This is a genomic window from Erythrobacter sp. S259 (assembly GCF_057364965.1).
In genome coordinates this window covers 1570921-1584277 of record NZ_CP200286.1, presented here as the reverse complement: position 1 = coordinate 1584277, position 13357 = coordinate 1570921, and the positions used below count along the sequence as shown (strand labels likewise).

The window sequence follows — 13357 nt, the reverse complement described above, 5'->3', positions numbered from 1 at the left end:
GTCTAGACGCCGGGGGTAGGCCTGCAAATGAGTCGTTGCAACAGACAAAAGCGCCTATCAGCTATCTATCTTTGTAAACAGTTCGCAGTCGCAATACGGCCGCGTGGCGGCACCTGGTCGCAGCCCGGACCCGCACTATGCTCAACAGGATGGTGTGATCGCTTAGGCGCTTATCTGGCGGGGCGTGTTTTCGCGCTCTTGAGCCAGCAGCATAGCGGCGAGATAATCCGGCACCGCGCGGCTGAAGTGATAGCCTTGACCCAGATTGCACCCAGCCTTGCGCACCGCGCTCACCTGCTCGGCTGTTTCCAGACCTTCTGCGACAATATCCATTCCCAGCGTGTTCCCCATTTTGGCAACGGCATGGATGATCGCATCGCTTTTCTGCCCGGCTTGACTGCCGGATACAAAACTGCGGTCGACCTTGATTTTTGAGAAGGGGAAGTTGTTGATATAGCTGAGCGAGGAATAGCCCGTTCCAAAGTCGTCAAGTGCAAAGCGCACGCCCATATCGGAAAGCTCTTCGATGAAGGCCCCCGTTGCGTGGTTGTCTTCGATGAAGAGACTTTCGGTCACTTCGAGCTCGAGACGTTCCGGCGCAAGGCCTGCCTCGCGAAGCGCGTTCTTGATCCCGAGTGCAGCACCCGGCGCGCGGATTTGGAGCGGGGACAAATTGACCGCAACGGTCACATCTTCCGGCCAACTCGCAGCGATTTTCGCAGCCTGTACCGTGATCCAATTGCCAAGCGTCACGATAACGCCGGTCTCTTCAGCCACCGGGATAAATTCGTCAGGCCGCAGCTCGCCCTTTTCAGGGTGGAACCACCGCACAAGCGCCTCGAAGCTTTTGATCTGTCCTGTCTCCAGATCGACAATCGGCTGGAAGAAAATCGACAGCTCATCGCGCTGGATGGCGGTGCGCAGCTCGGCTTCAATTTCGCGCCGGCGCACAAGATCGCGGCTCATCGAAGGATTGTAAAAACACGTTTGCGAGCGGCCCCCCACTTTCGCGTGATACAGCGCCAAGTCCGCGCGCTGCATCAATTGTTCGCCATCACCCGCATTATCAGGCAGCAGGGCGACACCAAGCGAGGCGCGAATTTCCAGCAGCTCGCCTTCGATGCGCATCGGGCACATGATCTCGCAGTGGATTTCGCTAGCGATAAGCTCTGCATGCTTCACATTGTCGATAGGGCAAAACACGATGAACTCATCGCCGCCAAAACGCGCAACAGTGCTGCCGTCAGGCGACACGTCAACCAGCCTTTCAGCCACACCTTTAAGGACTTTGTCGCCAACAGGGTGGCCAAGCAAATCGTTCACTTCTTTAAAGCGATCAAGGTCGACCCAGATAAGCGCGAGATTCACATTGGGCGTTGCCTGTTCCAATGTCTCTGCGACCGCATAGTTAAGGCCAGCGCGGTTGGCGAGACCGGTCACGACGTCTGTGCGCGCCAGTGATTGCATCTTGCGAGCAAGTTGAGCATTGGCCTGAGCCGAGGCAATAGAATCGCGCAGTTCGCTAAAGATGCGGCGTGTGATGACTGTTTGTGCCGGGATGAGCAGTAGGATTGTAATGCCCAGCGCCACGTATCCTATCTGCAGCGTCGCAAAAGACGCAATCGCGATGGGCAAGCAGGAGAACGCCAACTGCCCAATTGCGATTGTAGGGCGGCCCGCATTTCGAGCTGATACGCCAATTCCGTAGCCAAGAGCATTTGCCACCATAAGCACTTGGACTTGAGAGGGGGCGCTTACCAAGATGGTGTAGGCAGCGGTTGCTCCCAAGGCCAAAGCAAAGCTGAAGGCGCCAATTTCATATGTCAATTCGAGCATTGTGGTCGAACTGTCATAGTCATCCCGCGAAAGGCCAAATGATGCTGTTACTCGGACAAATGCAATAACCGTAAGAAAAACGGCAGCAATCCACAGGCCAGACAAGTCGGAAATCCACGCTGCAACCCCTGCAGCGCTCACAGTCGCAACCGCGCCGATTATCAGGTTAATAGGGCTGGAATACAGCGATTCGACCAAGGTTCTCCTAACCTCTTGGTCAACTGCGTCCTCCCCCTGAGGGCCTGACAATAGATGTTCCAGCTTAAAAATGAGCTTCGTCCTGCTGCTACCCGGACCTTGCCCTAGCGCGAAGAAGTCACTTAGTGGTTAACAGCGCCTCTACGCCTTCTCTTGCGGGAAGATTAAAGGACCGTACGAGCGACAATGCAGCAAAGGCGCCCGGCGGCGCTTCGAACCGGAATATTCTAAGTCGCGTCTTTTCCAAGCAGCGCGTGCGGGTCAATGCCCTCGCTGCGCCAAACTTCAAGCACTCGGCGATAGATTTTCGGCTCAGGAATCTTGAGCCTGCGCCGCACCTCTTCCATTGGCAGCGGCAACAGATCGAGAATTGGCTGTTCGACAATGCGCTGCGTCAAACGTCCGTCACGCCGCGCTTGCAAAAATGCACCAAAAACCGGAGCCTTGGTTTTCATCTTCACTTTCATCAACAGCGTACCAAGCCAGCCAAGAAATAGGTGGCCAGGGCTCGGGCGTTGGTCGAAGAGGAAGGCAAGGAGACATTGCTCACCCAAGGTGTCCCGGCCATAACCCGTTAAAACATGCAGAATATCGTGGGTGTCGCGCAGGCGATTGTTGTACCACTCAACGCCATCCTCAAGGATTACGTTGTCGCGGCGATAGACATTTGCCTCTTCAATCAGACCTGCGGCTGTCAGTCCTTCGGCTTCCATGAAATTGCAATAGGTGTCAGCAAAGCTGCCCTTTGGCATCTTTCTCAAGGTTGCGTGATCGTCAAGAATGTCGGGCAGGTACGGCTCAGATTGGTAAATCTGGCGCCCTAGGCCAGTCTTAAGGAACGCCGCCGCTTCCTCATTCACGTTGCGCCATGGCAAGGAATCAAGAACGCCAAACAGTTCATCGGTGCGGTCTTTGTCTTTCACCAAAATGCGAAGGTGTTTCCACCCTTTGGCGAAATTAAATTCAGGCCGTTCCCTGTCAGGATGCACGACCGGCAGCGTCTCAACGCCGTCACTGGTTACTCGCGATATCGTGCCGGTTCCTGGCTCGCCCGCGTCAAGAGTGCCGCCCTCGCCGCCGCCTTTACCGCGAAGAAGAAAGGAGGATGCAGCTGCGCCTTTTGAGACGGAGCTGTGATCTGACCGATTTGTTTGGTCAGCCTGATTTGCGTGATCTGGATGCGCCCGAGTAGCCATGCCGTGAGGCATGTGGCAAGGTTAAGAGATTGTCAACTCTCGTTAACCTTTTGTAAAATTCTCGATTGTTGCATCCAATGCGGATGGCCTTGCCGAGGCGTTTTATCCGTGAGGCGGCTTCAGCGTTGAAATTTTCGGCCCGTTCTGGCCGGAAACGCTCGACGCAATGCGCCGATCGAGTGTGCGTGTGATTTGTACCCACCAGTCGTAGGTTTCCCGGTCGCCGTGGAAAAACGCCTTTTCTGCCTGCGCTCTGGCAACCTTCGCTGCGCCCATCCCATGGGTCGCAAAATGCTGTAAGGCTGCGCGCAAGACATGTTCGCTGTGTCCCGGCTGCCTGCTATTATCGACATTGTCATTGGCCACGCGCGCTCTTGCGCTTGCTAGCAATGCTCTCGTTTTGAGAGCCGACGCAGGCGTGGTTCCGGCGGTTTGTGCAGCGGCAAAATGGATTGACATAGGGCGTCTGGGTCCAAACTCGGTTGGCGCGGCCGGTGTCCTCCCTTTTCGAAAGGCCACTGGGCAGGCGGTGGGTCAACGATGGATGCGTGATAGCCCCTAAGCGCCTAAAGGTTGGTGTGAAGCTAGGGTTGAGAGCATATTAACCGTAATTTACGTGTTCGCAGAAATTTGCTCGAGAAATCAGCGGGGTACTGGGTTTTCTGCCGCGATGGGGGCGCTGCCCCGCTCAAAATTCTCACGTTCCAGCCGCTGTCTTTCTTCAAGCAATTGAACGCGCGAGGCGTTATCCTTCCACTGTCCAGCGCGCGAATAGTCGTCGCGCACCTGTCCAGCGCCAGACACTTCGGGCTGAATGATCACAGATCCGGGCCCAGTAATTGCTCCATTAACTGCCGCAGTACCATCCGGTGTTCGTGCAGGACTGCTTTGCCCAACACTTCCAGAAGCAGAAGCGCCGGTCTGTGCCCTTCCTTGCGCGCCCTGCTGCTGGGTCGGCGCATAGCGCGCGTTTGCTGGCATCGGCAGACCAGGAAGCGCGTCATTGCTGCTGGGCGAACCGCCTGCCGTGCGCGCATTGACGCCCGGCTCAACTCCGGCATAGCTTTGAGTGAAGGCATCTTTCCGGCCGCCAGCACCGCGATTGCGATAGAACCTGTGCGCCCCAATAGTGCCAACATGATCAAGGCTTGAGGCCCAATAGGGGTTAATCCAAAGCGTGTGGTAATGGGTCGCGTGGCCGATGGGCTCGTATACGCTGCCGCCGAGCGCTTCTTCAGCAAGCCTCTGCGCCCGGTGCCAGGTGCGTCCGCTCGCTTTGCGTCTCAGGCTGCCATCGCAGGTGAAGGTAAACTGGCACCCTGTGCGGCGGCTGGAGCCTTGATAGACAACGCCGCACACGCTGCTCGGCCAATTGCGGTGTTTGACGCGGTTGAGGACCACTTGCGCCACAGCGCGCTGCCCCGCTTCGCTTTCGCTTGCCGCTTCATACCAGATCGCCTGTGCCAAACAGTTTTGAGCGCGCATCTGGCTTGCGCCGCCGCCTGCGAAGAACGGATTTGCCCCCGGACCTGCATCAATCACAGCGCCAAGCTCACGTCCCGCCTCGCCAATGCCGTCCTCGACGCCGTCGGCAAGCGCGTCCAGTTCAGGCAGCGCGATAAGGGCATCGGCTGGCGGTTCTGCAAGGAAGAAAAAGCGGAGCCCGGAAAACTCATCCCAGGCCGCTCAAACGGCATGGCGGGGTTGCGTTCCAATTCGGCTTGCAAGCGTTCGCTTACCATTTCCGCCTCGGTCGGAGCGCTTCCGGGCAATTGTCCGAAATCATCAGGAGCAGCAGCTGCCACGGCTGGAATAGCGATAACCGTAAGCAGCGCGGCCACCCGGCGTTTGAGCGACCAGCTCTTGGGCGCGCCTTTCATTGCAGCGCTGACGGGCGCTGGATCGGTTTCGGACGGGGTTGGGGGTGCTGCAAGTTCATCATGAGCCAAAGTGGAAGGCGCGCTCACGCCCACGTGCGACCCATTCCGCGGCGCGCTGGCTAGCGCTGCTGCACGGTCTGCTTTGGTGCCTGTCTCGTCGTGGTCCCTTTCGGCGCGTGCAAATTCATTCGGCGCGCGCCCGTGCGTCTCAAGAGGCGTCTTGAAAATGGGCTTATGACCAAAAGAGAATTTTTCGCGTTTCATAGCGCACACTGCGCGTATCCGGGGAGTATCAAAGTGACGAGGGACTTGAGGGGCAGTGTCCCGATTGCGCACATCTAGCGGCAAGGCCTTAATGCGGCTGCGAGCCCTATGGTTAACGGCGATTTCTCACACGCCTGCGGCGCCGCTGAGATATGTGCAGAGAGCGATGAGCGGCGAGGCGGATCACCATCAGATCCAAAGCATCGGCTGCGGAACGCGCCGGCTGTCGAACGCGCCGCCCTGCATGGAGCGGGGAGGGAAGGGGTACCGGACTGATGCGTCATGCTTTGACGGCAAGCCAGGGGCGCCGGGTGCAGCGACGAACCTTCTTGCGAGCAATGATACACCAGCCCGGAGCGGCGGGTTAGGAGCGCCGCATCTCTATAACTTCTTACATCTAGCGCCTTCACGTTTGCGACCCGGAGGGCGCTGAGCCAGAGAATGCTAAAGAGGCATTATCTATTCACGATTGCGCAAAAAGGCGGCACTTCAGATTTCCTGTAGCCCCCCTTTTTCTAAGGGTGAGTGTATTAAAATCAATGGGTTGCTTTAAGGGTATTTTTCTTTGGATCGCCCATTTTGAGTAGTTGAAGCGGCCCGAATGAGCCAATTATAATGCTGTAATTGAGGAAACGGAGCGCGCATTTGACCGCTTGAGTCGGGGCATTCGAACACGCCGCCACCGCGCGAAACGGTCCGGACGTTATATCGGCGGATTTGGCATAAAGACTTTGAGCGTTCTGGGATCGCTTGCGCCGGTCAGGCAAGCTCCTGAGTTCAAGAAGCTTCTTGCAGCGGCACAAGAACTGGTGGAAGAATTCTTTAAAATGATTGGCCTGTAGCCGAAACGATCGGCACGCCCGCGCGTTGCAATCTCCAACATTCATCTCCAAACGGGGGATGAGGGTGGACGCGGTTTGAACGCGCCCTTGACGTCACAGAACATTTGCGGAACACGCCCAACTTATGTCGCTTACAAAAATATCCGTCCGCGGTGCGCGGGAGCACAACCTTAAAGGCGTTGATATCGACTTGCCGCGTGACGCGCTGATCGTGGTCACGGGGCTCTCGGGTTCGGGTAAGTCTTCGCTCGCCTTCGATACGATCTATGCTGAAGGACAGCGGCGCTATGTTGAGAGCCTGTCGGCCTATGCGCGTCAGTTCCTGGAGATGATGCAAAAGCCCGATGTTGAGCATATTGACGGGCTCTCGCCAGCGATCTCGATCGAGCAGAAAACCACGTCGCGCAACCCGCGCTCGACCGTTGCGACGGTGACTGAGATTTACGACTATATGAGGCTTTTGTGGGCGAGGGTGGGCGTGCCGTACTCGCCTGCCACGGGGAAGCCGATCTCTGCGCAGTCGGTCAGCCAAATAGTCGACCGGGTGATGGAACTGCCAGAGGGGACCCGCGCCTATTTGCTCGCGCCCGTGGTGCGGGGCCGAAAGGGCGAATATCGCAAGGAACTCGCCGAGTGGCAAAAGGCGGGCTTTACCCGTGTGCGCATCGACGGCGAGCTTTACCCGATTGAGGAAGCGCCTGCGCTCGATAAAAAGTTCAAGCATGACATCGAAGTCGTCGTCGACCGCATCGCGGTGAAGGACAAGGGCGACGGCAGTTTGCAAACGCGGCTGGCGGACTCGTTTGAAACCGCGCTAAAACTCGCAGAGGGCCTTGCCTATTTCGACCTTGCCGATGGCGTTGTTCCAGGGCGCGAGGATGAGGATAGCTCGGGCGGCGCGATGAAAGGGGCAGGGATCCCCGCCAACCGCATCGTCTTTTCCGAAAAATTCGCCTGCCCCGTAAGCGGCTTCACCATCGAGGAAATCGAACCGCGCCTGTTCTCGTTTAACTCACCTCAAGGGGCTTGCCCGACCTGCGACGGGATCGGTGAAAAGCAGTTGTTCGACCCACAGCTTGTCATCCCCAATGAGGAACTGACGCTGAAACAAGGCGCGGTCGCTCCATGGGCGAAGTCCAACCCGCCGTCGCCTTATTATATGCAGGTGCTGACCTCACTGGCTAAGGCGTACGACTTCACCATCACCACCAAGTGGAAGGATTTGGAGCCTGACCAACAGCTCATCATCCTGCATGGCACGGGCGGAATGCCGGTGCCGCTGACGTTTAAGGATGGGCGCAAGGAGTACACCGTCAACAAGGCGTTTGAAGGCGTTGTCGGCAACCTCAACCGGCGGCTGGCGCAGACCGAGAGTGCATGGATGCAGGAGGAGCTGTCGAAGTTCCAAACATCGCAACCTTGCGAGGCATGCGGGGGCAAACGCCTCAATGAAAAATCGCTCGCGGTGAAGATCCCCAGCGCAAACGGCCCCACCGATATCGCAGAACCGGTGAAGATGAGCGTCTCGGATGCTAAGGCGTGGTTCCTCGACCTCGACAATCACCTGACCGATCAGCAGAGCCAAATTGCCAAGCCGATCCTCAAAGAGATCAACGAGCGCCTCGGCTTCCTCGACAACGTAGGCCTCGACTACCTCAACCTCGACCGCACAAGCGGCACGCTTTCCGGGGGAGAGCCAGCGCATCCGTCTCGCGTCGCAAATCGGGAGCGGGCTCAGCGGCGTGCTTTACGTCCTCGACGAGCCCTCCATCGGCCTCCACCAGCGCGATAATGACCGCCTTCTCGAAACGCTCAAGCGCCTGCGTGACCTCGGCAATACGGTGATCGTCGTAGAGCATGACGAAGACGCCATCCGCACCGCTGATCATATCGTCGACATTGGCCCGGGCGCAGGGGTCCGCGGGGGCGAGATCGTTGCGCAGGGCACGCTTAAACAGATCATGAAGTCCAAGAAGTCGCTCACCGCTGACTATCTGACCGGGCGGCGCGAAATTGCGGTGCCGACGACGCGGCGCAAGGGCAATGGGCACAAGCTCACCGTCCACGGGGCGCAGGCGAACAATCTGCAAAACGTGACCGGCTCGATTCCCCTTGGCACCTTCACTTGCATCACCGGGGTCTCTGGCTCGGGCAAATCGTCCTTCACCATCGACACGCTGTACGCAGCGGCTGCCCGGACCCTCAACGGTGCGCGCGTTATCGCTGGCAAGCATGACAAGGTCACCGGCCTCGAACACTGCGACAAGGTGATCGAGATCGACCAATCGCCCATCGGCCGCACCCCGCGCTCCAACCCCGCGACCTACACCGGCGCCTTCACCCAGATCCGCGACTGGTTCGCCGGCCTGCCAGAATCCAAAGCGCGCGGGTACAAACCGGGACGCTTCTCCTTCAACGTCAAAGGCGGGCGGTGCGAGGCGTGCCAAGGCGACGGCGTGCGCAAGATCGAAATGCACTTCCTCCCCGACGTTTACGTCACCTGCGAGGAATGCGGCGGCGCGCGCTACAATCGTGAGACTTTGGAGGTGAAGTTCAAGGGCCACTCCATCGCGGGCGTGCTCGATATGACGATTGAGGACGCCGCCGAATTCTTCAAAGCCGTCCCCCCCATCCGCGACAAAATGGCGATGCTGTGCGAGGTGGGGCTGGGCTATGTGAAGGTCGGCCAGCAAGCCACAACGCTTTCGGGAGGCGAGGCCCAGCGGGTGAAGCTAGCCAAGGAACTCGCCAAGCGTTCGACGGGTCAGACGCTCTACATCCTAGACGAGCCCACCACGGGCCTGCATTTCGAGGACGTGCGCAAGCTCCTAGAGGTCCTCCACCGCCTGGTCGAGCAAGGCAATTCGGTGGTGGTGATCGAGCACAACTTGGACGTCATCAAGACGGCGGATTATATTCTGGACTTGGGGCCAGATGGCGGCGTGCGCGGGGGTGAGTTGGTGGCGTCAGGGACACCGGAGGAAGTGGCCGAGGTGGAGCGCAGCTTTACGGGGCAGTACTTGCGGCCGATGTTGGAGCGCCAAAAGGAAGCGGCGGAGTAGGGGCGCTAGCAATCTCTAGGTAGCGCAAACATCGCACAGTCGTTTGATCTCAACACCAAACTTCTTTTCCAACTGTTTGCTGCAAGGGCCGGAACCTTTATTCTTAATTCTAGCCTTGACTGCCGCTGGAGCTTTTTTCTTCGTCGGGTCGAAAAAATCAATATCATTTGTTACAATGATGCGGCCATCGCATCCTATGGCAAGCCTTACCCATTTGTGGTCGTCTGGCGGCATGCCGAGCGCAAGCAGTGCTTTTCGACACTGATTGGAGGCTAGCGGGAAGCTCCGTATTCTGCCCATTGCCATCTGGTCTGCTGCCCAGTCTCGAATGTTCAATGGAAATGAGCCACCCGCACACTCAACCCACTCCTGTAGACAAAGATCGGTTTCATCCAGCGCGATACAGTCAGTTTCAAAGATTGTGAGAATCGCCTCGTGCGCAGGACCTTCAAGTTCCTCGAAACGCTCTTGCTGAAAGAGATTAATCGCATTCGCATCTACGGCAAAAGGTCGCATTCTATTCCCCGCTCTCAAGCTGGAACATCAATTGAATCTCCGAGCGAGACCGCTCTTTTGCTTTCTCACTTTGTTGGGCGAGTGCGAGACTTTCCGACTGCCGTTGAGGAAAGAAGCCACCGGGCCATTCTTCTGATAAAAAGCCTTGCTCGGATACTTCAACTTCTTTCACTAACGACTGTCCCTCGACCTTGTGGAAATAGAAAATCTTCATTTCATCGTTTGAAATGGTCCCGTCACTAACATGGCGAGCTAGCCGCAAAATAAGATTGTCGCTGTGGGTCTCTATGAATAGCTGTCCGTCGATGGGCACAATGCCTGCAAAAAACGAACCCAGCGAAGCTTGCGCATTCGGATGTAAGTGGATTTCGGGCTCTTGGATGATCAACATCGGGTTCGATCTGCCGAGGCGTTTGCTTGAGAAGACATTGAGAGCTGACGCAAGGACAGGAAGAACCTGACTGCAGCCGAAACCAACATCGGATATGTTCTGTCGGCTACCATTAAAGTCGACAAGAACAATCTCGAAATGCCTCGAGCTTATGCTATCGATTTCGATAGAGCTGGCAATACCAGTCAGTTCAAACCACCTTGAAACAGAGGCTTGTATGTCCTTACTCTCGGATCCACGCCGTGCGGCATCACTTGCCATTAGCAAAGCTGTGTTGGCCCCTGTAGTCCCTATTCTTTCAGCTGTTTCTCCAGAATAAAGGTAGGTGCGCTCGGGTTTGACTCGAAATGGACTCAACGAGTCAAATACGACAAACGAACGGCGCAATTCCATGCGTGCCATCCTAATGCTGCGTTCAGCGCGCCGTAGGATTGTGACCGCTTTATCTGTAATTTCCGTTTGGCCTTCATGCTGCTTTCTCATGGCGATCATTGTAAAGTTGGGCAGTACAGGAGTGAAATTCCGAAATGACGGTCGGGTCTTCCTCTGACTTGGAAGAATTTTCTCAAACTCTCGGCCTTCTAAGCGCAGGTCAAAAGAGTCTTTTTTTGAATTATATTGAAAAACTGATCTGTGATTGTGGAACAATTCGTATCTGGTGATCTCGATTTCTCTTCTTTGACTTCGATACTTTAGGTCGACCCTGATCTCAAAATCATCGAATTCCAATTCAATACCCATGGGTGTATTCGAACGCCCTCCATGGACGAGGTCCATAAAGGTTCCGAGACTGTCAAAATCTCCATTCAAGACTAGGGGGTCTCGTTGAGATCAGATGTCAGAACTGTCTGAGCTATTACGTTCAGGGCACTTAGTGCGCTCGACTTGCCAGAGTTATTCGGGCCGACGAAAACGTTAAACCTGCCAAAAGAAAAGCGTTGGTGTCTGAACGCACGAAAGTTTTTTAGGGTGAGGCTTTTTAGCATAGTTTTGACGTTACGAGCAAAATCGTCTTGAGAGCAACCAGACTCTGTTTTGAATACGCCGATTGCAATTGTCTCGGTACTTGCTCTTATGTGTTTTGCCTTCGCTAAGGTGACGAAGGCTCGCGACAAATCACCCTGCTGCGACTAGCTTGGCCTTCGGCTCAGTAAGTCTCGCTCCCCTCCCGCAAGCGGGAGGGGTTGGGGGTGGGCTTGACTTGGTGGCTGTCCTTCGGGCTCGCGCGCGTCCTTCGGAGACGAAGACGGCCATAGGTCACCGACTCAGGACGAACGGGGATGGTGGTTCGGGTCAATCAAAATAGACCTCGTCATCCCGGCGCCAGTGATCTTTGGGGCCGGGATCCAGCTTCTTTCTCGTTCAGTGCTTTGTGGCTCTGGACCCCGGCCTTCGCCGGGGTGACGGTTTGGGGCTGGGGTCTAGGGCGACTAGGCACTGCGCTTGCGACTCCAGATCCCAGATCAAGTTCAGGATGACGGTTAGGGTTAGCTATTTGGCGCTTCCTCACCCACCCGCTTGGGCATATTTGCGCGCCGCCAGCCATTGCCACACTACAAACATCGGCATGCACATAACGGGGATCATGCCGTAGTATATACTCCCCTCCGCATACCGAATCGCTGGGCGGAGATCACGCGGCCCGCGCCTTGAGAGGAACAGGCCCAAGGCCACTGCGCGACAAGGCCAGGTGACTTGCAAGGAGGACCTGCCTGAGGCGGTTATCGCTGGTTTTGAGTGATGTGCGCGTTTGGGCGTGTCATTGGGACTGTGTTGCAAGTGTCCCAAGTGTCCCAAGTGTTCCAAGTGCTCCACACGCCTCAGCCTATCCGAAAAAGGGGCGATTGACGCTAGCTATTGCGCGGTGGGCAGGAGCCTGTAGGGTACCGATGAGACAGCCATTTCGCTGCAATCGGGGATCAAATTCATGACAATTTTCAGCAAAACCATCACTTTTTCCATGCTTGCAGCGGGTGGCATTGTGCTGAGCGGTTGCGGTGATGCGATCAGCAGCGACGCTGTGGCAGAAGATTTTGCAAAAACTTGCGTGGCTGAATTTACCGGTCAGGGCGGGCCTGAAAGCATGGCGCAGCCTTTTTGTGATTGCTCGGTTGAGCAGATCAAGGAACAGGAATTGGGCCCGCTCGACCTCGTCAATCAAGAGACCATGAGCAAAATCGGCGAGGAATGCATGCTCGGCGTGATGGAAGGTGAAGGCTTGATAGAAGGCGATGCTGCTGCCGCTGCCGAAGAAGCGCCTGCGGAATAGGGATGGGCTCGGTGCAGTTTGCGCTGCACCGGCCTCCTGTTCTTAGACGCTGATATTAGCGGACAATATCAAGCTTTACGCGGGCATGGCCTGAACTGATGAAGCCCAGTTTTGCGGCTGCACCTCGGCTGAGATCAATCGCTCGTCCGCGAATAAACGGCCCGCGATCATTGATCCTGACCACAACAGACCGGCCATTGCGGGGATTTGTCACCCGCACCCGCGTTCCAAAGGGCAGGGTTTTGTGCGCCGCGGTCATCGCGTTCATATTGAAGCGCTCGCCATTGGCGGTAAGCCTGCCATGAAAACGGCGACCATAATAGGATGCGACGCCCGTTCCCAGATTGCGCAGCACGCTGGTTTTGGGGACGACCTCGCGCTGAGGATCGAATGATCCCAGGTCCACAGCGGTGCTGGGCAAGGCGAGGTCTATCTCTGCGATATTGGCCTCGGACGGGGCAGCAATACCAGCGAAGGCATCGCTGAAGGTTTCTTCGTTTGTGAGGGGTGAAGCTGCGCTCTCAGCGTTGTCATAGCGCGCCGCTAGCTCGTTCGTTTGGGCAGATGAAGCCGCAAGAGGCGTCACGGTCAGACACATCGCAAGCGCAAGCGCGCGAGATATTTTCCCGCCTGGAAATGAGGTCGCTTCTCTTTGAGAATGCGCCCTCTGGATGCCCGGTCTCTCTCCCATCGTTGTGCAGCTATACACCAAGAAATGTCCAATGGCCAACTGGGGAATTTCCGCTGGCCGTGCGGGAAGGGCGCGGCGTCCTGCCTTTTGGCGCAGGTTGCGGGATTTCTGAGCGGGCCTAGGGATAGCGCTCAAAGCAAATGGGGCCGGCATTGCTGCCGACCCCACTCTCACCTGCGCGTGGGCGCTTCGATCTTCACTTTCGGTCCGGC

General features: G+C 56.7%; 11 protein-coding genes and 1 pseudogene. 3 read left to right on the top strand and 9 right to left on the bottom strand.

Annotated elements, in window-relative coordinates; translation table 11 throughout:
• Positions 1-162: 162 nt before the first annotated feature.
• The 5 genes from AC0V60_RS07535 to AC0V60_RS07515 all read right to left on the bottom strand — a co-directional run bounded on the left by AC0V60_RS07535 (position 163) and on the right by AC0V60_RS07515 (position 5374).
• Positions 163-2034, bottom strand: a complete 1872-nt coding sequence (locus tag AC0V60_RS07535; protein ID WP_486177872.1) for a putative bifunctional diguanylate cyclase/phosphodiesterase — start codon at positions 2032-2034, stop codon at positions 163-165.
• Positions 2035-2261: 227 nt separating this feature from the next.
• A complete protein-coding gene (locus AC0V60_RS07530; protein ID WP_486177871.1) occupies positions 2262-3230 on the bottom strand; it encodes a Coq4 family protein in 969 nt (322 codons plus the stop codon).
• Between the two features lie 102 nt (positions 3231-3332).
• A complete protein-coding gene (locus tag AC0V60_RS07525) occupies positions 3333-3689 on the bottom strand; it encodes a hypothetical protein (RefSeq protein WP_486177870.1) in 357 nt (118 codons plus the stop codon).
• A 183-nt stretch (positions 3690-3872) separates the two neighbouring features.
• Entirely contained in the window at positions 3873-4772 is a 900-nt protein-coding gene (locus AC0V60_RS07520) for a cell wall hydrolase (RefSeq protein WP_486177869.1), read from the bottom strand.
• Complete coding sequence (locus AC0V60_RS07515; protein ID WP_486177868.1) at positions 4769-5374, bottom strand: hypothetical protein; 606 nt, start codon at positions 5372-5374, stop codon at positions 4769-4771. The genes AC0V60_RS07520 and AC0V60_RS07515 overlap by 4 nt, the downstream gene beginning before the upstream one ends.
• 653 nt (positions 5375-6027) lie before the next feature.
• Here AC0V60_RS07515 and AC0V60_RS07510 point away from each other — a divergent pair.
• Complete coding sequence (locus tag AC0V60_RS07510) at positions 6028-6216, top strand: hypothetical protein (protein ID WP_486177867.1); 189 nt, start codon at positions 6028-6030, stop codon at positions 6214-6216.
• A 124-nt stretch (positions 6217-6340) separates the two neighbouring features.
• A pseudogene (gene uvrA / locus AC0V60_RS07505) lies at positions 6341-9278 on the top strand (excinuclease ABC subunit UvrA).
• 15 nt (positions 9279-9293) lie between these two features.
• On the opposite strand, the gene AC0V60_RS07500 reads toward uvrA, so the two are convergent.
• From AC0V60_RS07500 to AC0V60_RS07490, 3 genes are all read right to left on the bottom strand, one after another.
• A complete protein-coding gene (locus tag AC0V60_RS07500; protein ID WP_486177866.1) occupies positions 9294-9794 on the bottom strand; it encodes a hypothetical protein in 501 nt (166 codons plus the stop codon).
• Position 9795: 1 nt separating this feature from the next.
• A complete protein-coding gene (locus AC0V60_RS07495) occupies positions 9796-10926 on the bottom strand; it encodes an AAA family ATPase (RefSeq protein WP_486177865.1) in 1131 nt (376 codons plus the stop codon).
• Positions 10927-10997: 71 nt separating this feature from the next.
• Positions 10998-11171, bottom strand: a complete 174-nt coding sequence (locus tag AC0V60_RS07490) for an AAA family ATPase (RefSeq protein ID WP_486179464.1) — start codon at positions 11169-11171, stop codon at positions 10998-11000.
• A 941-nt stretch (positions 11172-12112) separates the two neighbouring features.
• Here AC0V60_RS07490 and AC0V60_RS07485 point away from each other — a divergent pair.
• Complete coding sequence (locus AC0V60_RS07485; RefSeq protein ID WP_486177864.1) at positions 12113-12454, top strand: hypothetical protein; 342 nt, start codon at positions 12113-12115, stop codon at positions 12452-12454.
• Positions 12455-12509: 55 nt separating this feature from the next.
• Here the strand turns inward: AC0V60_RS07485 and AC0V60_RS07480 are convergent, their stop codons facing one another.
• A complete protein-coding gene (locus AC0V60_RS07480) occupies positions 12510-13040 on the bottom strand; it encodes a septal ring lytic transglycosylase RlpA family protein (RefSeq protein WP_486177863.1) in 531 nt (176 codons plus the stop codon).
• Positions 13041-13357 lie beyond the last annotated feature (317 nt).